The following is a 21,276-nucleotide window of genomic DNA, read 5'->3' on the forward strand; positions in this document are numbered from 1 at the left end:
AACAGCAACGTCGACAACAAGGCATTCGGTGCAATGTTTACCTACGCCTTTGGTGGCCACGCCCTCGGCGTTGGCTACCAGAGCATGAGCGGAGACACCGGTTACGCCTACATCAACGGCACCGATCCGTTCCTGGTCAACTATGTACAGATCGGCGACTTCGCTAACAAAGACGAAACTTCATGGCAGGCCCGCTATGACTTCAACTTTGCCAGCGTTGGCATCCCTGGCTTGACGTTCATGACCCGTTACCTGACTGGTGACAATATTGATCTAGGCGCAGGCAAAGCCGATGGTAAGGAGTGGGAGCGCAACACTGACATCGCCTATGTCTTCCAGGACGGCGTACTGAAAAACCTGGGCGTGAAATGGCGCAACGCCACACTACGTTCAACCAACTTCGGCAACGACGTTGATGAGAACCGCCTGATCGTCAGCTACACACTTCCACTGTTGTAATCACGTTCATTGAGGAGACGCAGGACGCGCTTGGATCAAGGAAGATCCAACATCGCAGCCTCGCCCACACTGTGCGGCACTGCAGAGCTTGATATGCAGAGTGTTAGTTAACTGAAAGAAAAACGCTTGACCTTGCCGCCGTGGAAAGGTTGAAGATATGTCCAAGCCCAAGGAGAACACGCCTGCCCGATGCTGGCTGGCACTACCAGCGCTCTAAATCGCCACAGTGACCAGACAATCCAGTTTTTTGATCAAGTGTTCCATGGCACCCTTGGCAAAAAGCAGACACTGCTCATCAGACCGGCTTCCTTGCCTGATGCTCGCCGGTCGGTGGACAGATGTAGGGAGTGTAGGCATCGCGCGATAGCCCTGAGAGACGGAAAGTTGCTCGTAATGAGGTCCAAGAACTCCTGAGTTTGCACAATTGAACGCGAACGCTCGTGGGGCATTGTCATCCTGCAACTCTCCGCAGCCCATTAAAATATGCCGGTCACGACAGCTGGTTCTACTGTCTTCCGACTTCCTGCGCCTAGAAGGATGTAAACGCTATTTCTGGTTTCAAAAAGACAATTACTCTTTAGATCAACCAGGAGGGTGCTTCTGACCCAATCGCCTGGTGAAAATCGGCAAGCACTGTCGTTTACTACGGCATGGGCATAGAGAAGAATTGGCCGAAAACCTTGCTCTGCAACCAACGCCTTCTTGTCATCTGAAATATCGAGATCGACGAGAACCCATTGCCTTACTGAGCAGTACGGTTTGCCTGGGTACAGCTTCTGAGCCAGCGCGATGCCAGCCACTTCATCGTCACAGGCGCTTGGTATTGCCTCGCCTTCACTTGATAGAAAATCACTTATTTTTTCAATATTTGCGTCCGCCATTTAGTGACCTCCGAACTCTAACCACGGTTACTGTTACCTGCGATTTGATACACATGCTGCATCCGATAATTTGGCCAACCAATTTCTCGGACTATCACACGCAATTCGTACGCTGCTGCACTCTGGCAGAGGAGGCCAGCATCAATTCACGCCATTCAGGGGAGCAGCATCGGCATCGTGCAGTCACGGTCCGTAACCGTTAAACGTCCTCGTTCCTGAAGCAGCTCATACAGGGATCTGTCGAATGTAAGGAAGGCCGACTTCATTGAGGCCCTAGAAGAGCTAGCACTAAATTAATGCGGATTATAGTCCGTGGCCCGTGCGTCCGCAAACGCACGATAGTGCCGCCTCAAGTTGAATTGAGACGGTCATGGATAAGTTGGCGAAAGCGTTAGGGGAACGCATCCGAATGCAGAGGAAGGTCTGCCGGATTTCCCAGGATGGGCTGGCGCTGGCGTGCAATATCGACCGCAGCTACGTAGGGCGAATCGAGCGTGGCGAGGTCAATATTACCGTCGAGAAGCTATACCGCATCGCAGGCGAGCTCGCTTGTGATCCAGCGTCCCTCCTGCCTCCAGTGTCAGAGTGACAACTCGGCTACGGAAAGCGTTTGTGGGTTCTCAGCAGTACCTTTCCCAGGTTTGATCAGCTTGCGATACCTCTAGCAGATTTCTGCAATCACTTCAGGACATCACGTATACGCTGCTTCCAGTCGTTCACCCTGGCATGGTTGGTGCCAGATTGGCTTTCTTTCGGGTGATGTACAGAGTGCAAAGGCTCACAGAAGTCCGCCATATTGCTTGGCCAGCGCAACGAGCCCTTCACTGTCTTTTTCAAGATCCGGCCTATGCATTTCTCTACCTCAACATCTGCTTTGAAGCCCATGACTCGCGTTGACATGGTCTTCCGATTGTCTGAGGTATCTATTTCTAGAAGGTAGCGTTGATTACCGTTTTTCAGCTTGAACATTGCCATCAAATAGCAGCGTGGCTTTTCGTGATCAAACATATGGTAGCTGCAGCGCGGAACAGGAGGCAGCGGCTTCACATCCAGTGATACCAGCGCAATATCGGACTCGTGGGGGATCTGCTCAATGATTTCACGGAGCAGCGAGAAGCGACCGACAAACCGATCATGCTCCTTGTCCTTGTCCTTGTCCTTGTCCTTGTCTTCGTCCTTGCCCTCTCTCTCTCCCAGCTTCTGGAACTCCCCTGGAGCTGTGCTGCCGTCGCTCACGGGATCAGCAACACCGAGGAGCTTGCTTTCTTTGCCCGGAGACTGCTCATCGTCGACCTCCTTGCCATGACCGCTGGCATGCTCCCCGTTGAAGGCAATCATCGTGTTCATCTGAGCATCAAATTTGATTCCCTCAACAGGCAAATGAATCAAACTTGGCTCCTTCGCGGCAGTGGGATCATCTTCAGCATCCACCTCAACTTCTTCAGCCCCCGATGGCACAGTTTCGCAGCCGGAGCCCTCTCCCCTGGCTGTTAACTTGAGAGCAGGGTGATGGAAAAAAATTTCTCCATGATGGCTAAACCGGAGTCCCTGAAGCGTTTCGATCTCCCAGACCAGCAACTCGTTGTTTTCTGGGTCAAAGGGGCCTCGCACATCCATCATGGTACCCGCGAGAGAAGGAGGTGCCTGGAAGTCGAACTGCCATCTGGCATAGTCCGACTTTTGGGACACCTGCTCTTGCGCTCGGTTGAGGCTTTGCCAGATTGACTCGAAGGATCGCTTCACATCCTGATTCAGCAGCAGCCAACTTAAATGGTCTCTGTACCCCTTGATTTTAAGAAGCTGACTTGGCGCACCCGTCTTCGGGGGAGTATGAATATGAACAACATCGCCCTCTCTGTAGATCGTGAAGACCATGTCTAGGCCACTCGGTGCGAAGGCTGCACGGACTATAAAAGCCGCGTGAAAGTATAGTTTTCGCGCAAGCTCAAATTTCGGTAGCCAGACTGTCAGGCCATCGACCTCGAATACAAAGCATCGCTGTGCAGATATCTCAGGATTTGCTGCCAGCCTTCTGGCCAGACGTGGACACTCGCCCAACTGTCTTTCCCGCCAGGTATCGATTGCAGGCAGCACCACCGCTTTCTTGAAACCACTGGGGCGGAAAGGAACCCCGTCTTCCTCAAGAAACTCGCGACCAGTCGCGAGGACACAGGACATTTCCAATGAAAGCCGCTTAAACTGCGACTGACCATCGCACTGAAACAGTGCAGCCAGGCGCCACTGAGCTTCCGGGGAGAATGCTCTATAGAAGTTTCCAATAGCCAGCAGCTTAGATCCGGTCTGAATCTGACGGAAAAAGGTCCTATTCAATCCATCGTCCTATCAATCGAATGAACTCAGTAGTCAGCGGTGCCTCCCTGCTTTTTTCCAACCCACAACGCTTTTCTAGCTTCCAGCACCTAGACGGCATCGGCATACCATCCATTACATCCTCCTGTACAGCTACAGTCAGGCGACGGATCTGATACTCACCGACGGATTCGGCATAGCGATCTAGGAAGGTGCGGCACGTAGGCAGTTGGTCGAGATGGTGCTCGACTGATGCCCGATGTGGTAGCTGCTGCAGGAACCAGTTGCGGCTCCTGCGCGGAAGACTCAGGTCTTCCTCGCTGTTTCTGCCAATCTGGATCAGCAGGCGCACCAACTTCCTGTCGCGTGCTAGCCAGTCTATGTGGCTGTTGTTGCCCTGTCGAAGCTGCCTAGCCTTGTTCGAAGCTATCAACCAACGTCGGTCATGACGATAAAGCCAGGCGTAACATGCCTTCCCTCCGTTTTGTCTGGCTGCCTTGGCTGCACCGTTCTTATCCAGTGCCTGCAGCCAAACAGCTCGGTACTGCTGCTTTTGCTCAAACTCGTCGGAGAGCAACTGCACTGAATGTTCGGTGGAAAGATCGACCTGGCGAGTCTTCGCCTCGTCGATCAGATCGCGAGCATGCTGGTCAGGGCGCAGGCTGGTCCAAATGATCAGATGCTGCAGTGCACTAAATCCCTTGCGATGCTTCCTGAACATCGCCAACAGCCAGGGTGGAGGTTCCCCGCTTGCCAGCAAACCGTTCACAACAAGCCAATCCCTATGATGAGATGCAAGGATCTTCTCCCATAAGACCTCGGCTCTGACCTGTCGGCCGCGCCTGGCACCGCACTCTGCTGCCATGTACCGGTACAGATTGGTCCAGCGGTCGTAGCCGGGTGATTGAGCCTCTTCGAGCGCCAGAAGTTGCGTAGCGGCCTTGGCGAGCCTAATTTCCTCTTCGCTTGCGAGGCTAGCGCGAACATTACGGGACAAAAACAGTGGAGAGGCTGGGTGAAACTCGTGTCGCTGCGCTCGACGGAACGGAATGGGTGAATCCAAGAGCTGACAGCCATGCTCAGGACAAACGTCTATTCCTTGCATTTGCCAGCTACGCCGCCAGTAGGGCTCACCAAAACAGGCGGCCATGTCCTCGAAACAGGCAGGGCAGTAACGCAGCCACTCGGGCCACTTGACCATGGCCGTCGAAGCCCCAGCCAGACCGATGGTCGACCGATCGGCAGCGAGCATGGCCTGGAAAAGGTCAGTACGACGGGCCTGTGGAATGAAGGGGGCATAGAGCGGAAATAGCGTGTGATGCATGATCACGTTTGCCGTATCCAGCCCAGTATTGTTCGCCAGAACGGCCAAGTGCGTGGGCAGGTCGGTTATAGCGGCTACCTTACTGTCACCGAACAGCATGTGCAGCAGCGTTTTATGACTACCTATCCCCAGATGTACCCGGCACCGAGCTATGCCGCTGTAGAGCAGCTCGTCCGGATAAAGCCTGGGGAAATACATGTTAGCTCGCCTTCAATAAAGGCCGTAGATCGAGGATAAGGCCGGCCTGTTTAAATCTGTCGTAGACCTCACTCTCAGGCCCGTCAGCATAACGCCTGCGCAAATCCTCCTCGGATAGGTATCCCCAATCTGTCCGCTTTAACCTGGAAATACTGGGCTTCTTGGGGATCTCCTGCACGAGGTAGGCCGTGGCCTTGTGTATCAGGGCCGCCATCGGGATACCCGGATTCATTGCCAATAATTCGTCAGCCATGGGAATAGCGATATCCATAGGGATATCCATCTCTTCGAGCAGGGCGGCCAGTCGCTTCGCTTTGTCATCAGCCGATGGTGTCGGCGGTTTCGGTTGGGCGACGTTATCCAGAGAGCGCGTCAATGTCAGCAACCGTCCCTCGATCTCAGGCATCAGCAGGTCGTCATATTTAGCGATCAGTTCGGGTCTACCGCTCCGTAAGGCGGCCAGCATCGGATGAACTGGTTTGAACTCGTCCTCGAAAACCTTGCGTAGTAACAGTGGCTTGATGCATTCGACGCTAGTCACTATCGCCCGGATCTGCGCCAGCGCGAACAGCTTGATGACAATGTCCATAACCCCCTGTGTGAGGTCGTACATAGTCGATTCCAACTCGTCGTCCAGCGGCGTCGCATTTCGCAGCCACTGGTACTTCCAGAGCCGCTTCAAAAGGCGCTTCCAGTGCTCATCCCGAGGCAACCTGTCCCAGCGAATGCTGCCCAACCCGGAGACCCGACGCGCGGCTCGAAATGTGCGCTGAAAGAACTTACTGGCTCGGTGGGTACCGACCTGAATGATCGGAACGCCGATGGTATTCACTAGCGACACGAAGAAATTGTGCATTTTCTCGGCACCACCGGAGCGGGCCTCGTTGAGGTTCTGAACCTCGTCGATGATCAGCACACCAAGCGCGTGCAGGTTGGCCACCTGGCACATGGATGCCATCAAGCGCTTGGTGCCCAGTTTCTTGCGACCATGGCTGCGGCTATAGGTCGTACCAAGAATCTTGTCTACCTCGTTGAAGAAACTCAGGCACAACTCATCCAGGTCACCGTCGATGGGACAGTCGACCTTCAGGTAGACCAGCTGGGTGATGTTGTAATCTGGGTGATGAAGAGCCTGGGGGTACATGCCCAGAATCCGCTCAAGAGTGCGCGTTTTCCCGCAACCTGAGCAGCCGAATAGCGACAAGCTGTTGGCCGTGGAGGAGACACTCTGGTAAACCACCGCATCCAGATTCTCCTCCTCGATCCGGCGATAGCCATTCTGCAAGTGAGCATACCAAGCGCCGCGGGCCGGATTCCGACCGATGTAGCCCTGACGGATCATCAGGCTGATCTTGCTCTCCAGCTCCAAGTGGTGGCTGAGCGGCTGGAAGAAACCGTGCAACAAGCGGGCGATGGCATGAGCCCTGAGCCGACCATCCAGAAGTACCTCCTGCGGCTCGAAACTGGGAAGCTTCTGCAACAAGCCGACCACCTCCTGCAGATCAGGTATCGGGGGCAATGCGCTGATGAGTGGATTTTCCTGATATTCGGGAAGCTGCTGCTCATGGTAACTAGCCGGGGGGATAACTCCGCGCCGGATTTCTTCAGTCATCGCCTTCCTCCTTGAATATCAGGTCACTGAGATCTGGGAAGGCATAGTCTTCCTGCTTTTCGCCTCGCAGCGGGATAACTTCGGCAGGTATTTCTTGCTGCACTTTCGCCGGTTTGAATGCTGTTTTCTGGCGTTCCTGACGCTTTTCCTGCTGCTTGTTCTCACGGATCTGGGTTCCCAGATCCTTCTTGGTCATACCCGTTTTGACCGGACTAGCATCCTCTGCCTGGGCAACAATGGACTCGATCCGCTCCAGAAGCTTGCCTCTCTCCATTAAGGCCTCCGCCGCCGCGTTTGCATCGCTACGACGTTCCTCTCTGGACAACAGCCAGACATCCCAGAAGGTCACCCCCCTGAAACGTCGACTACGGTCAGCAAGATCGCAAATCCAGTAATCCTTGAGGCTATTAGATGGCCGCAGATAGATGTGGTCGGCGCTACGCGGATCGTATGCGACCGTCACCCCTGTCGGCCTACGCCCCTGGCCTCGGTGAAACCAACCCTCCTTGATTGCTTCCTGGCAGGTGTAGAAGCAGCCGAACAGCCTGATTCCCAGCTCCGAAATCGTGGCCTGATCATGAGGTAAAAGGTTGATCCGGACCAGATCTTCAGGTGCAGTGCGCAACCGACCAGTTAGGTTGGCCAGCCCCCAACTCCACAGCATGGCAGGTATAGCCGGCAGACCGCCCGGCATACCAGCAGCTCTGTCGTACTTGCCCAGCGTATGAAAGTTGTTATGCCAGAGTACGCCTGCGATGATGATTCGAGTGAACTCGCCTAGCGTCAGACTGGCATCGAGCCTGTAGTCGTGGCCACCTCTTTTCCGACTTGTGGTATCTCCGACCACGCCGCTGGCATAGGGCTTGAAATTCTCCTGTACCGTCCGGAAATAGCGCTCGACGATACCCTTGGCATCCCCGCGCCTGGCCGGCGCATTCTCGATACGAACACCGAAAGCTTTGGAAAATGCTTCGACCTTGGTGCCGTTTAGTTCGCCCTTGTCGGCCAGAAGCGCATCCGGCAAGCCCTTAACCGGCCAATCGCCAACATCGATATCCACGCCATACTGGCGGCAGTACTCGACCTTGTCGGTGACCGTGTTGGCCAAAGCCACCATTGCACTAACCCAGGAAGGTCCCTCGAAACCGACGTACATGCCAACAACCATGCGGCTGAACACGTCGATCACCATATACACGACGGGCCTACCGACGATGCGGCTGCGATCCTGCTCTGAAATCAGATAGATGTCAGCTACGGTGGCGTCGATCTGATAGCGGTACCCAGGGCCCAGAACTTCGGCCGTCGATGTACTTGTGATCGGACGGATGTCCTTGGCGAAATCAACGGCGGACATCCTGTTTGGTAACGTTTCCGTGAAGTGGTATTCACGTTTGTAGAAGTAGCGGAACTGCTCCAAAGTCGGCAGCTCGGCGACAGACCGCATCGGTAAGACTGCGTGGAGCAGATTCAACCCGGATGCGTAAGCGTCTGGGATGGACGGATGTTTTTGCTTTAGTAAGCGCTCATCGATGACTCGACGGAAAATACGTTCCACGTCCGGTGTGACGTTGCTCCCCCTCCCCTCTCTCACAACCCTGGGTCTGCCCAGCTTGGCTTGGCTTGGTTTTCGTCGTTTTCCGAGCGCGCCCGAATTGACGTAGTCCGGCAATAAAGCGTTCCTGCACATACCCCGCTGCCAATAGCGCCTCAACAACCTGTATGCCGTCTGCTTAGTAACACCATGGCGTTCCATGATACCTATGAGGATTTGCCCTCTTGATTTGCGAATGAACAACCCAGGGTCTTGAGCGACATCCGCAAGCATTTCCCAGGCAGCATCGCGCTTCTGCTGATCAAGAGAGCCTTCCTCCACCTCCCGCAGAACCGCCTCCTCGAATGGGTCAACGATACACACTAGTTCCCCGTCCATCAGCAGACGTTCCAGCTCTACAACCTTTATCGGTTCGGGCAAAGCAGTGTCCGCATCAATGTCGATCCAGACGGCCATCGCGGCATCCGACCAAATCAGGCGCTTGCGCAACTCCCCCATGCTAAAAACCTGGTTAACGGGCAGCACTGCTCAGCCCCTGCAACTCGTAGTGAGGATTGACTGCAAGGTCTTTCGTACTGAGTTCCCGGTAAGGTTTACCAATGTCGAACAGGAAACAGTGCCTGGCCAGCAATTGGCGAAGCCAATAAAGCGCCTGGCCCGGCTCCAGTTCGCCAGACACATCCAGTCCTTGAGCAATGGCCGTCAGCCTCCGATCAGGATCACGCCGAAATTCATACAGGAACAGTTGCCGGTAGTGTTCAAGTTCATCCGCAGAAATATCGTCTTCTGATTGGGCAGGGTAGAGCCATTGAATATTGGCAATTGCCTCCTTTGGCACCTCTCGTTCCGTGACGATGACCCAAGGAATTCCTTTCTCGAGCCAGTAGCGTCGTTCTAGCTCAAGTCTCTCGATGACTTCAGGCTTCTGCAGGTCGGCGCTGTACTTGGCCTGAATCGCAACTGTCGGCCGTTGTTGGTCATCGAAATCCACAAGGAAGTCACTGGTCAGCACTTGTGGAATGCCTTGGTAGCGACCATGGGCAAGACCGATCTCCTCGGCGATTCGAACAGTGTCCACGACCATCATCGGAAATTGCTCCCGGATATCGGTGACACGGGGAGACCAGTCCAAAGTCAGGAAAATTGCCAGCTCAAGATCAGAGAGGAAATGGTGCAGACGGCGAGATTTGCTGCCGAGCAGGCGATGGGAGCGCCCCAGCGAGGACACATCCCTGGTGTAGATGAACGGTTTGTAGTCTGCCCCCTGGCCTTGACCACGACCTTCCTTGAACCTTTTGTCGATTTGGGCCTGAGTCAGGCCCTTAAATGTCCCAGCCATAAGCAAACCAGCATCCGCATCGATGATTTCAACATAGCGCATGCCGGTTTTGGATGAAACTTTATTTTAATGGATGACACTTTATTATTATGGATGAATCTTTATTTTCATCCCACATCACGCCGCATCAGCTGGCTCCTGCTTACTCAACCGTTACGCTCTTGGCCAGGTTACGCGGCTGGTCGACGTCGGTGCCCTTGAGCACAGCGACGTAGTAGGACAGCAGCTGCAGCGGAATGGTGTAGAGGATCGGCGCCAGGGCGTCGTGGATGTGCGGCATGTTCACCACATGGGTGCCCTCGCCATTGCTCATGCCGGCCTGCTCGTCGGCAAACACCAGCAGCTCGCCGCCACGGGCGCGCACTTCCTGCAGGTTGGATTTGAGCTTTTCCAACAGCTCGTTGTTCGGCGCCACGGTGACCACCGGCATATCGCTGTCGACCAACGCCAGCGGGCCGTGCTTAAGCTCGCCAGCCGGGTAGGCTTCGGCGTGGATATAGGAAATTTCCTTGAGCTTGAGCGCGCCTTCCATCGCCACCGGGTACTGCGCGCCGCGACCGAGGAACAGGCTGTGGTGCTTCTCGGCGAACAATTCGGAGACTTTCTCGACCACGCTGTCCATGGCCAGGGCTTCGCCCAGACGGGTTGGCAGGCGGCGCAGTTCGTCCACCAGCTCGGCTTCAAGAGCCTTATCCAAGGTGCCACGCACCTGGCCAAGGGAAAGAGTCAGCAGCATCAGCGCGACCAGCTGGGTGGTGAAGGCTTTGGTTGAGGCTACACCGATTTCCGGGCCGGCCTGGGTCAGCAGGGTCAGGTCGGATTCACGCACCAGCGAGCTGATGCCAACGTTGCAAATCGCCAGGCTGGCCAAGTAGCCGCCCTGGCCAGGCGCATACTCCTTGGCATTACGCAGCGCGGCCAGGGTGTCGGCGGTTTCGCCGGACTGGGAGATGCTGACAAACAGGGTGTCCGGCTGTACCACCACCTTGCGGTAGCGGAACTCGCTGGCCACTTCGATCTGGCAAGGAATCCCAGCCAGGCCTTCCAGCCAGTAACGGGCGACCATACCGGCGTGATAACTGGTGCCGCAGGCAACGATCTGCACGTTGCGCACCTTGGCGAACAGCTCAGCGGCTTGCGGACCGAAAGCCTGAACCAGCACGTGATCGGAACCCAGACGGCCTTCCAGGGTGCGCTGTACGACCTTGGGCTGCTCATGGATTTCCTTGAGCATAAAGTGGCGGTACTCACCCTTGTCAGCCGCTTCCGCACCTTCGTGGTATTGCACGCTCTCGCGTACCACCGGCTGGCCGGATACATCCCAGATCTGCACGCTGTCGCGCTGGATTTCCGCGATATCGCCTTCTTCCAAGTACATAAAACGGTCGGTGACCTGACGCAGAGCCAGCTGGTCGGAGGCGAGGAAGTTCTCACCCAGGCCCAGGCCGATCACCAGCGGGCTGCCACTGCGGGCGGCGAGCAGACGATCCGGCTGCTTGGCGCTGATCACCGCCAGACCATAGGCACCGTGCAATTCCTTGACCGCCTCTTTCAGTGCTGCGGTCAAATCCGGCTGAGTTTTCAGCTTGTGGTCGAGCAGGTGCACAATCACTTCGGTGTCTGTATCGGAGCTGAACACGTAGCCCATGCCCTTGAGCTGGGCACGCAGTTCTTCGTGGTTCTCGATGATGCCGTTGTGCACCACGGCCAGATCATGGCCAGAGAAGTGTGGGTGGGCATTGCGCTCGCTTGGCGCACCGTGGGTGGCCCAGCGGGTGTGCGCGATGCCCAGGCGACCGGCCAACGGCTCGGCACTTAGTGCGCTTTCCAGCTCACTGACCTTGCCCACGCGGCGGCGACGGTCGAGGTCGCCTTTATCCGTCAGCAGCGCCACGCCGGCGCTGTCGTAGCCGCGGTATTCCAGGCGCTTGAGGCCTTCAACCAGCACAGCGGTGATATTGCGTTCGGCGACTGCGCCTACGATGCCACACATAATCTTCTCCTTAAGCTTCAACAGCCGCGCAGATCAGCTTGATGCCGCGCTCGGTCAATTGTTCACGCGCCTCAGGGCTGAGGCGTTCGTCGGTTATCAGGGTATGGATACCGCTCCAGGGCAGCTCCAGGTTAGGAATCTTGCGGCCGATCTTGTCGCTCTCGACCATCACCACCACTTCACGCGCCACATCCGCCATCACTCGGCTTAGCCCGAGCAATTCATTGAAAGTGGTGGTGCCACGGTTCAGGTCGATGCCATCGGCGCCAATAAACAACTGGTCGAAATCGTAAGAGCGCAGCACCTGCTCCGCGACCTGGCCCTGGAAGGACTCGGAATGCGGATCCCAGGTGCCGCCGGTCATCAGCAGCACCGGCTCATGCTCCAGTTCGCTGATGGCGCGGGCCACGTTGAGCGAGTTGGTCATCACCACCAGGCCGGGCTTGTGGCCAAGCTGCGGGATCATCGCCGCGGTGGTGGTGCCGCTGTCGATAATGATCCGTGCATGTTCGCGAATGCGCGCCACACCGGCGCGGGCGATGGCCTGCTTGTACTGAGAGATCGGCTGGATATCGCTGATCAGCTCCTGCGGCATGGGTATGGCACCGCCGTAACGGCGCAGCAGCAGACCGCTCTTTTCGAGGGCGGCGAGGTCTTTGCGAATGGTCACTTCCGAGGTGGCGAACGCTTTCGACAACTCGTCCACACTCACTTCGCCTTGCTCGGCGAGCAGGGCAAGAATGGTGTGGCGACGCTGCGGAGTGTTGCGTTTCGACATACTAAGTTTCGATTCGAAAGATATTGGCGCGAATCAAAACCTAATGAAGCTTTTCCGTCAAGCCTGAAAACGACAAAAGGCGGCAGAGCCACCTTTTGTGTTGTTGCTCACACAGCAGCCAAAGCAGCCTACTTGGTGATTTTCACCGGGCGCTTCCAACCTTCGATATTGCGCTGCTTCGCGCGGCCGACGGCCAGGGTGTTATCCGGCACATCGCCGGTAATCACCGAGCCGGCGCCGGTGGTGGCGCGGTCGCCCAGCGTCACCGGGGCGACCAGGGCGCTGTTTGAGCCAATAAACACGTCCTCACCCAGTACGGTCTTGAACTTGTTGGCGCCGTCGTAATTGCAGGTGATGGTGCCCGCGCCGATATTGCTCCGTGCACCGATTTCGGCGTCGCCCAGGTAGCTCAAATGGCCGGCCTTGGCGCCTTCCCCCAACTTGGCGTTCTTCAGCTCGACGAAGTTACCCACATGGGCTTTGGCGCCCAGCACCGAACCCGGACGCAGGCGGGCGAATGGACCGCAATCGGCACCCTCACCCACTTCGGCACCTTCCAGATGGCTGTTAGCTTTAACGATGGCACCTTTGCGCAGGATCGAGTTTTTGATCACGCAGTTCGGCCCGATCTGCACGCCATCTTCGATCACCACCTGGCCTTCGAGGATTACGTTGATATCGATCGACACATCACGACCTACCGTGGCTTCACCGCGCAGGTCGAAACGCGCCGGGTCGATCAGGGTTACGCCCTGCACCATCAAGCGGCGCGCGGCGCGGTACTGATAGTGGCGCTCCAGCTGCGAAAGTTGGATGCGATCGTTGGCTCCCAGCACTTCCATCTCGTCAGCCGCCTGTTCGGTGGCGACCACCAGGCCATCGGTTACGGCCATGGCGATTACGTCAGTCAGGTAGTACTCGCCCTGCGCATTACTGTTGGACAGCCGCCCGAGCCAGTCGCCGAGTTTTTTGCCCGGTACGGCGAGAATACCGGTGTTGCCTTCACGGATCAGGCGCTGCTCGGTGCTGGCGTCCTTGTGCTCGACGATGGCCTTCACCACACCCTGCTCATCGCGCACGATGCGGCCGTAGCCCGTTGGGTCGTTCAGATTGACCGTGAGCAAGCCGAGTTGCTGTTCGCTGACCTGCTGTAACAGACGCTGCAGGGTTTCCACTTCGATCAGCGGCACATCACCGTAGAGAATCAGCACGCGCTCGGCGCTCAACGCCGGCAGCGCTTGAGCTACGGCATGACCGGTGCCCAGTTGTTCGCTCTGCAGCACGAAATTCAGGTCATCCGCCGCCAGTCGCTCGCGCACCAATTCCGCGCCATGGCCGATCACCACATGAATGCCTTGCGGTTTCAGCAGGCGGGCGGTGTCGATCACATGGCCAAGCATGGCTTTGCCAGCAACCGGGTGCAGCACTTTCGGCAAGGCGGAACGCATGCGGGTGCCTTGGCCGGCGGCGAGGATAACGATATCGAGCGACATAAGAGCGGATTCCAGGCAGACGAAGGCGGGCTAAATCCCTAGCCCGGCCAACTGAAAAGGTAAAAACAGCAGGCAAAGAAAAAGGGTAGCCAAGGCTACCCTTTTACTCATTTGCGATGAAGCGTCGGAATTAACCGCCGAACTTCTTGCGCAACTGCTGAACGGTACGCAGCTGAGCCGCGACCTCAGCCAGGTGAGCGGCTGCGGAACCGTAATCGAACTCCGCACCCTTCTCATTCAAGGCATTCTCGGCAGCCCGGAGGGCTTCCTGAGCAGCAGCTTCATCGATATCGGCAGCACGCTGCACGGTATCGGCGAGAACTTTCACCACACTCGGCTGAACTTCGAGGAAGCCACCGGAGATGTAGAACACCTCGGTTTCGCCACCCAGCTTGACCAGACGAATCGGACCCGGTTTGAGGTCGGTGATCAGCGGCGCGTGGCCTGGAGCGATACCGATATCACCCAAGTTGCCGTGCGCAATCACCATCTCGACCAGACCGGAGAAGATCTCGCCTTCTGCGCTGACGATGTCGCAATGGACTGTCATAGCCATGTCTAACCTCACGTATCGATCTGTTTAACCACTACTACGTGAATAAACAGACCGTAAGCGCCCGTTGCCGGGCGCACGGGTGATTACAGTTTCTTCGCTTTCTCAACAGCTTCTTCGATGCTGCCAACCATGTAGAACGCCTGCTCTGGCAGGTGATCGTAGTCACCTTTCAGAATGCCGCTGAAGCCGGCAATGGTGTCCTTCAGGGAAACGTACTTGCCTGGCGAACCGGTGAAGACTTCGGCCACGAAGAACGGCTGGGACAGGAAGCGCTGGATCTTACGAGCACGGGATACCAGCTGCTTGTCTGCTTCGGACAGTTCGTCCATACCCAGAATCGCGATGATGTCCTTCAGCTCTTTGTAGCGCTGCAGTACGTACTGCACGCCACGAGCGGTGTCGTAGTGCTCCTGGCCGATAACCATCGGATCCAGCTGGCGCGACGTCGAGTCGAGTGGATCGACCGCTGGGTAGATACCCAGGGAAGCGATGTCACGGGACAGTACAACGGTGGCGTCCAAGTGGGCGAAGGTGGTCGCCGGGCTTGGGTCGGTCAGGTCGTCCGCAGGTACGTATACGGCCTGGATCGAGGTGATCGAACCGGTCTTGGTCGAAGTAATACGCTCTTGCAGAACGCCCATTTCTTCGGCCAGGGTCGGCTGGTAACCCACCGCGGAAGGCATACGGCCGAGCAGTGCGGATACTTCGGTACCGGCCAGGGTGTAACGGTAGATGTTGTCCACGAAGAACAGAACATCACGGCCTTCGTCACGGAACTTCTCGGCCATGGTCAGGCCGGTCAGTGCTACGCGCAGACGGTTGCCTGGTGGCTCGTTCATCTGACCGTAAACCAGGGCTACCTTGTCGAGAACGTTGGAGTCCTTCATCTCGTGGTAGAAGTCGTTACCCTCACGAGTACGCTCACCCACACCGGCGAACACGGAATAACCGCTGTGCTCGATGGCGATGTTACGGATCAGTTCCATCATGTTTACGGTTTTGCCTACACCGGCACCACCGAACAGACCAACTTTACCGCCCTTGGCGAACGGGCAAACCAGGTCGATAACCTTGATGCCGGTTTCCAGCAGCTCGTTGGAGCCAGCTTGTTCGGCGTAGGTCGGTGCGGCACGGTGAATGCCCCAACGCTCTTCTTCGCCAATCGGGCCAGCTTCGTCGATTGGGTTGCCCAGCACGTCCATGATACGGCCCAGGGTTTTCACCCCAACCGGTACCTGGATACCTGCGCCAGTGCTGCCGACGTTCAGGCCACGCTTGAGGCCTTCGGTCGAACCCATCGCAATGGTACGTACCACACCGTCGCCCAGCTGCTGCTGAACTTCCAGGGTGGTTTCGGCGCCGACTACTTTCAGCGCTTCATAAACACTCGGCACTTGATCACGCGGGAATTCCACGTCGATAACGGCGCCGATGATTTGAACGATACGTCCGCTACTCATCTTTGGTTCCTCTGAATATTTGAACCGTGCTTAAACCGCGGCAGCGCCGCCGACGATTTCCGAAATTTCCTGGGTGATCGCTGCCTGACGAGCCTTGTTGTAAACCAACTGCAGGTCTTTGATGATATCGCCAGCGTTGTCGGTGGCGTTCTTCATTGCGATCATCCGGGCCGCTTGTTCAGCCGCGTTGTTCTCAACCACTGCCTGGTAAACCTGCGACTCCACATAACGCACCATCAAGCCGTCGAGCAGCTCTTTGGCGTCGGGTTCGTACAGGTAATCCCAGTGGTGCTTGAGTTCTTTATCCGGATCGGCCACCAGCGGAATCAACTGCTCCACTGTCGGCTTTTGCGTCATGGTATTGATGAACTTGTTCGAGACCACGGACAAACGATCGATGCGACCATCGAGGTAGGCATCGAGCATTACCTTGACGCTACCAATCAGATCATTGATCGACGGTTCTTCGCCCAGGTGGCTGATCGCAGCAACGATGTTGCCACCAAAGTTGCGGAAGAACGCCGCGCCTTTGCTGCCAACTACGCAGAGATCAATCTCCACGCCTTGCTCGCGATTGCTCGCCATGTCTTTGACCAGAGCCTTGAACAGGTTGGTGTTCAGACCACCACACAGACCACGGTCCGAGCTCACCACGATATAACCTACGCGCTTAACTTCGCGCTCGATCATGAACGGGTGACGGTATTCCGGGTTGGCGTTGGCCAGATGACCAATCACCTGGCGGATACGCTCCGCGTAGGGACGGCTAGCAGCCATGCGCATTTGTGCTCTGCGCATTTTGCTGACCGCCACCTTTTCCATGGCGCTGGTGATCTTCTGCGTGCTTTTGATGCTCGCAATCTTGCTGCGAATCTCTTTTGCGCCTGCCATTTGACACCTATCGGGTTAGCAAGCGGGGACCTCACGGCCCCCGCTGCGGCTTACCAGGTTTGGGTGGCCTTGAACTTCTCGATACCGGCTTTCAGGCCAGCGTCGATTTCGTCGTTAAAGTCACCCTTCTCGTTGATCTTCGCCAGCAGTGCGGCGTGATCCCGGTTGAAGTAAGCAATCAGGGCCTGCTCGAATGCACCAATCTTGGCGACTTCGATATCGACCAGGAAACCACGCTCGGCGGCATACAGCGACAGCGACATGTCAGCGATCGACATTGGCGCATATTGCTTCTGCTTCATCAGCTCAGTAACGCGCTGACCGTGCTCAAGTTGCTTACGAGTGGCTTCGTCCAGGTCAGAAGCAAACTGGGCGAATGCTGCCAGTTCACGGTACTGAGCCAGAGCGGTACGGATACCACCGGAAAGCTTCTTGATGATCTTGGTCTGTGCAGCACCACCCACGCGGGATACCGAAATACCGGCGTTGACCGCAGGACGGATACCCGAGTTGAACATGGCCGATTCCAGGAAGATCTGACCGTCGGTGATCGAGATCACGTTGGTCGGAACGAACGCGGAAACGTCGCCCGCCTGGGTTTCAATGATCGGCAGAGCGGTCAGGGAACCGGTTTTGCCAGTCACTGCGCCATTGGTGAACTTCTCAACGTACTCTTCGGAAACGCGGGAAGCGCGCTCCAGCAGACGGCTGTGGAGATAGAACACGTCGCCTGGGTAGGCTTCACGGCCTGGCGGACGGCGCAGCAGCAGGGAAATCTGGCGATAAGCCACTGCTTGCTTGGACAGATCGTCATAAACGATCAGCGCGTCTTCACCGCGGTCGCGGAAGTATTCGCCCATGGTGCAACCGGCGTACGGTGCAATGAACTGCAGAGCAGCGGATTCGGAAGCGGAAGCCGCGACAACGATGGTGTTAGCCAACGCGCCGTTTTCTTCCAGCTTGCGTACCACGTTGGCGATGGTCGATTGCTTCTGACCAATGGCTACGTAGACGCACTTAATGCCGCTGTTCTTCTGGTTGATGATGGCGTCGATGGCCAGAGCGGTTTTACCGATCTGACGGTCACCGATGATCAGCTCACGCTGGCCACGGCCAACCGGGATCATGGCATCGACCGACTTGTAACCGGTTTGCACCGGCTGGTCGACCGACTTACGCCAGATCACGCCAGGCGCAACCTTTTCAACAGCGTCGGTAGCGACGTTGTTCAGCGGGCCTTTGCCGTCAATTGGGTTACCCAGTGCATCGACAACGCGACCCAGCAGTTCCGGACCAACCGGAACTTCGAGGATACGGCCGGTGCACTTGGCGCTCATGCCTTCGGCAAGGCTGGTGTAAGCACCCAGCACAACAGCACCAACGGAGTCTTGCTCCAGGTTCAGTGCCATACCGTAGACGCCGCCCGGGAACTCGATCATTTCGCCGTACATTACGTCGGCGAGACCGTGAATACGCACGATACCGTCAGATACGCTGACGACAGTGCCTTCGTTACGGGCTTGAGAGGCGACATCGAGATTCTCGATACGCCCCTTGATGATTTCACTTATTTCGGAAGGATTGAGTTGCTGCATAGCTCTGCTGCCCCTTCAAACTCAAGATTTCAATGCTTCGGCCAGCTTCGCGATTTTGCCGCGAACTGAGCCATCGATAACCAGGTCGCCGGCGCGGATCACGACACCACCGATAAGGGTGGCATCCTCCGCGGCGTGCAGACGCACTTCTCGGCCGAGCCGTGCACTGAGAACCTTGGCGAGTTTGTCTTGCTGTTCATCGCTCAATGCGAAGGCACTGGTAACGTCCACGTCGATCGACTTTTCCTGCTCGGCTTTGTACAGCTCGAACAGTTCAACGATCTGTGGCAATAAAGCCAGACGATCGTTTTCAGCGACGATATGAATGAAATTGCGTACCTGGGCGTCGAACTTGTCACCACACACGTCAATGAACGTGGTGGCCTTGTCTGTACTCGTCAAACGCGGAGTCTTAAGCACGCGTTGCATGGTGTCGTCTTGCGACACCGCTGCAGCCAGGCCGAGCATGGCTGACCAATTGGCCAGCTGCTGGTGGGCCTGGGCGTGCTCAAAAGCAGCCTTAGCGTAAGGTCGGGCCAGCGTGGTCAGTTCTGCCATGATCGCGCCCCTCGCTTAAATTTCGGCTGCCAGTTTGGAAACCAGCTCCGCATGCGCGTTTTGGTCGATAGATGCGCCCAGGATCTTCTCGGCACCGCTAACGGCCAGGCTACCCAGTTGGGCACGCAGCGCGTCTTTGACACCATTCAGTTCCTGCTCGATCTCAGCCAGAGCCTGGGCCTTCACACGGTCAGCTTCAACGCGGGCCTGTTCACGGGCTTCGTCGACGATCTGGGTACCGCGTTTCTTGGCTTGCTCAATGATCTCGGCTGCTTGGCCTTTGGCTTCGCGCAGTTGCTGACCCACTTTCTCTTGGGCCAACTCCAGGTCACGAGCCGCACGGCTAGCAGCGTCCAGGCCGTCTGCGATCTTCTTCTGACGTTCTTGCAAAGCCGTAATGACCGGAGGCCACACGTACTTCATGCAGAACAGCACGAAGATGAAGAAGGCAACGGACTGGCCAATCAGGGTTGCATTAATGTTCACGCCAACACCTCGCTCGTTCGTTGTCCATCAAACCAATTCACTCAAAACGAGTGAATTAGCCTGCGATTTGACCAACGAAAGGGTTCGCGAAGGTGAAGAACAGTGCGATACCAACACCGATCATGGTCACGGCGTCGAGCAGACCGGCGACGATGAACATTTTCACTTGCAGCATCGGAACCATTTCTGGCTGACGCGCAGCGCCTTCCAGGAACTTGCCGCCCAGCAGGCCGAAACCAATGGCGGTACCCAGGGCACCCAGGCCAATCAGCAGTGCTACAGCGATAGCGGTCAGACCAACTACAGTTTCCATCTTTCCTCCCGACTTTTTATGTCGTATTGGTTAAGGTTTTCTAAGGTAAAGCGGTAAAGCAAAATCGGTACTTCTGGTTGCCCTTGCGGGCGTCCACTGCGAGCGCCTAAGCGCTCTTAGTGGTTGTCTTCGTGCGCCATCGACAGGTAGACGATGGTCAGCATCATGAAGATGAACGCCTGCAGCACGATGATCAGGATGTGGAACACAGCCCACGCCCACTGCAGGGCAATACCCAGCGCGCCCAGCAGCAAACCGCCGCCAAACATGATCGCGATGAGGATAAAGATCAACTCGCCGGCATACAGGTTGCCGAACAGACGCAGTGCCAGGGAAATCGGCTTGGCGATCAGGGTCACGAATTCAAGCAGGAAGTTGACCGGAATCAGCAGGGCTTGAACGAACACGTTCTTGCTGCCGAACGGGTGCAGGGTCAGCTCGCCGATGAAACCACCAATGCCTTTGACCTTGATGCTGTAGTACAGAATCAGGGCAAATACCGACAGGGCCAAGCCCAGGGTAGCGTTTGGATCAGTGGTCGGTACGACGCGGAAGTACAGGTGCGGGTCGCCGGAAATTTTTGCCGCCAGCATTGGCAACCAATCTACCGGGATCAAGTCCATAAAGTTCATCAGGAAAACCCAGACGAAGATGGTCAGACCCAGCGGTGCGATCAGCGCGTTGCGGCCGTGGAAGGTGTCCTTGACGCTGCCGTCAACGAACTCGACCAGGACTTCAACGAAGTTCTGCAGCTTGCCTGGTTGCCCGGAAGTGGCGCGTTTAGCAGCGGCACAGAACAGCAGGATGAAGAACAGGCCCAACACGACAGACACCGCTAGGGTGTCGACGTGAAATGCCCAGAAGCCCATTTCCTGAGCTTCTTTTGCGTTGTGGGCGAAACTCCAGCCGTTGACCGGGTGCTGACCATAGGTCAGGTTGGTCAAGTGGTGCTGGATATAACCCGAAGCGGTTTCTGCTGCTGCCATATATCCCTCGAGCGCTAAGGTCTTAAAAATCTTGTTTTCATCAGCAAAGGCGAAAACCAATTGACCAACTGGGTCAGGACGAACACGCCAAATACAGCCAGCGGTTCCAGAGGTTTCACACCTGCAAAAGTCAGTGCAAACAGCACTGCCGTTAAAACCAGTTTGCCCGCCTCACCGGCATAAAAAGACCGGACGATGGCTTGAGCAGCCCGCGCTCCACTGAAACGGAACGCCTTGTGGGCAAAGTACAGATTCGGCAGCCAGGCAATCAGGCCACCACACAACCCGGAGTAGCCTGCTACTGGGCTTTGCCACTGCCACAACACCAGGGCCAGCAACAGCAGTACCAGCAGTTGCACCAGCAATACCGGGAAAACAGCTAAACGATGGAAGGGCAGGCGATTCGGCGTGCGAACGTCCATCTTGTTTTCCTGAAAGCTGAACTCGGGCGTCGGCACCTGAAATCAATAACTTGGCATACTTTGTGCC

Annotated in this window: 20 protein-coding genes; 2 read left to right on the plus strand and 18 right to left on the minus strand. The window is 56.5% G+C overall.

Going from position 1 to position 21,276, the window contains the following annotated elements; all coding sequences use genetic code 11:
* The coding region (locus BLO50_RS14540) for an OprD family outer membrane porin (protein ID WP_143003829.1) at nt 1-459 on the plus strand (459 nt) is incomplete at its 5' end.
* Nucleotides 460-935: 476 nt separating this feature from the next.
* Here BLO50_RS14540 and BLO50_RS14550 read toward each other — a convergent pair.
* Nucleotides 936-1,340 (minus strand): DUF6957 family protein, encoded by a 405-nt coding sequence (locus tag BLO50_RS14550; RefSeq protein ID WP_090254154.1) that lies wholly within the window; start codon nt 1,338-1,340, stop codon nt 936-938.
* A gap of 370 nt (nt 1,341-1,710) precedes the next feature.
* On the opposite strand from BLO50_RS14550, the gene BLO50_RS14555 reads away from it, so the two are divergent.
* Nucleotides 1,711-1,929, plus strand: coding sequence for a helix-turn-helix domain-containing protein (locus BLO50_RS14555; RefSeq protein ID WP_090254157.1), 219 nt, complete (start codon nt 1,711-1,713; stop codon nt 1,927-1,929).
* Between the two features lie 89 nt (nt 1,930-2,018).
* Here BLO50_RS14555 and BLO50_RS14560 read toward each other — a convergent pair whose 3' ends face one another.
* The 17 genes from BLO50_RS14560 to BLO50_RS14640 form a co-directional block, all read right to left on the minus strand.
* Nucleotides 2,019-3,671, minus strand: coding sequence for a Tn7-like element transposition protein TnsE (locus BLO50_RS14560; RefSeq protein ID WP_090254159.1), 1,653 nt, complete (start codon nt 3,669-3,671; stop codon nt 2,019-2,021).
* A complete protein-coding gene (locus BLO50_RS14565) occupies nt 3,664-5,172 on the minus strand; it encodes a TnsD family Tn7-like transposition protein (protein WP_090254161.1) in 1,509 nt (502 codons plus the stop codon). Before BLO50_RS14565 ends, BLO50_RS14560 begins: the two co-directional genes overlap by 8 nt.
* A gap of 1 nt (nt 5,173) precedes the next feature.
* Nucleotides 5,174-6,784, minus strand: a complete 1,611-nt coding sequence (locus BLO50_RS14570) for an ATP-binding protein (protein ID WP_090254163.1) — start codon at nt 6,782-6,784, stop codon at nt 5,174-5,176.
* Nucleotides 6,777-8,837 (minus strand): Mu transposase C-terminal domain-containing protein, encoded by a 2,061-nt coding sequence (locus tag BLO50_RS14575; RefSeq protein ID WP_090255144.1) that lies wholly within the window; start codon nt 8,835-8,837, stop codon nt 6,777-6,779. Before BLO50_RS14575 ends, BLO50_RS14570 begins: the two co-directional genes overlap by 8 nt.
* A gap of 13 nt (nt 8,838-8,850) precedes the next feature.
* Nucleotides 8,851-9,720 carry a TnsA endonuclease C-terminal domain-containing protein gene (locus BLO50_RS14580; protein ID WP_244152897.1) on the minus strand — a complete coding sequence of 290 codons (870 nt, stop codon included), beginning with the start codon at nt 9,718-9,720 and terminating at the stop codon, nt 8,851-8,853.
* A gap of 100 nt (nt 9,721-9,820) precedes the next feature.
* Nucleotides 9,821-11,671, minus strand: coding sequence for a glutamine--fructose-6-phosphate transaminase (isomerizing) (glmS, locus tag BLO50_RS14585; protein WP_090254165.1), 1,851 nt, complete (start codon nt 11,669-11,671; stop codon nt 9,821-9,823).
* Between the two features lie 10 nt (nt 11,672-11,681).
* Nucleotides 11,682-12,449, minus strand: coding sequence for a DeoR/GlpR family DNA-binding transcription regulator (locus BLO50_RS14590; protein WP_090254167.1), 768 nt, complete (start codon nt 12,447-12,449; stop codon nt 11,682-11,684).
* A gap of 128 nt (nt 12,450-12,577) precedes the next feature.
* Nucleotides 12,578-13,942: a bifunctional UDP-N-acetylglucosamine diphosphorylase/glucosamine-1-phosphate N-acetyltransferase GlmU gene (glmU, locus tag BLO50_RS14595; protein ID WP_090254169.1), complete on the minus strand. Its 1,365-nt coding sequence runs from the start codon at nt 13,940-13,942 to the stop codon at nt 12,578-12,580.
* A 130-nt stretch (nt 13,943-14,072) separates the two neighbouring features.
* Nucleotides 14,073-14,498 (minus strand): F0F1 ATP synthase subunit epsilon, encoded by a 426-nt coding sequence (locus tag BLO50_RS14600; protein ID WP_090254171.1) that lies wholly within the window; start codon nt 14,496-14,498, stop codon nt 14,073-14,075.
* 83 nt (nt 14,499-14,581) lie between these two features.
* Nucleotides 14,582-15,958: a F0F1 ATP synthase subunit beta gene (gene atpD, locus BLO50_RS14605; protein WP_090254174.1), complete on the minus strand. Its 1,377-nt coding sequence runs from the start codon at nt 15,956-15,958 to the stop codon at nt 14,582-14,584.
* A gap of 30 nt (nt 15,959-15,988) precedes the next feature.
* Complete coding sequence (gene atpG, locus BLO50_RS14610; protein WP_090254176.1) at nt 15,989-16,849, minus strand: F0F1 ATP synthase subunit gamma; 861 nt, start codon at nt 16,847-16,849, stop codon at nt 15,989-15,991.
* Between the two features lie 50 nt (nt 16,850-16,899).
* On the minus strand, nt 16,900-18,444 hold the full coding sequence (gene atpA, locus BLO50_RS14615) for a F0F1 ATP synthase subunit alpha (RefSeq protein WP_090254179.1): 1,545 nt from the start codon (nt 18,442-18,444) through the stop codon (nt 16,900-16,902).
* A gap of 21 nt (nt 18,445-18,465) precedes the next feature.
* Nucleotides 18,466-19,002 (minus strand): F0F1 ATP synthase subunit delta, encoded by a 537-nt coding sequence (locus BLO50_RS14620; protein WP_090254181.1) that lies wholly within the window; start codon nt 19,000-19,002, stop codon nt 18,466-18,468.
* Between the two features lie 15 nt (nt 19,003-19,017).
* Nucleotides 19,018-19,488 carry a F0F1 ATP synthase subunit B gene (locus tag BLO50_RS14625; RefSeq protein WP_090254183.1) on the minus strand — a complete coding sequence of 157 codons (471 nt, stop codon included), beginning with the start codon at nt 19,486-19,488 and terminating at the stop codon, nt 19,018-19,020.
* A 55-nt stretch (nt 19,489-19,543) separates the two neighbouring features.
* On the minus strand, nt 19,544-19,801 hold the full coding sequence (atpE, locus tag BLO50_RS14630) for a F0F1 ATP synthase subunit C (protein WP_003097235.1): 258 nt from the start codon (nt 19,799-19,801) through the stop codon (nt 19,544-19,546).
* Between the two features lie 116 nt (nt 19,802-19,917).
* A complete protein-coding gene (atpB, locus tag BLO50_RS14635; RefSeq protein WP_090254185.1) occupies nt 19,918-20,787 on the minus strand; it encodes a F0F1 ATP synthase subunit A in 870 nt (289 codons plus the stop codon).
* Between the two features lie 14 nt (nt 20,788-20,801).
* Entirely contained in the window at nt 20,802-21,209 is a 408-nt protein-coding gene (locus tag BLO50_RS14640; protein WP_090254187.1) for a F0F1 ATP synthase subunit I, read from the minus strand.
* Nucleotides 21,210-21,276: the final 67 nt, after the last annotated feature.

It is taken from the genome of Pseudomonas peli (genome assembly GCF_900099645.1).
GTDB lineage: Bacteria > Pseudomonadota > Gammaproteobacteria > Pseudomonadales > Pseudomonadaceae > Aquipseudomonas > Aquipseudomonas peli.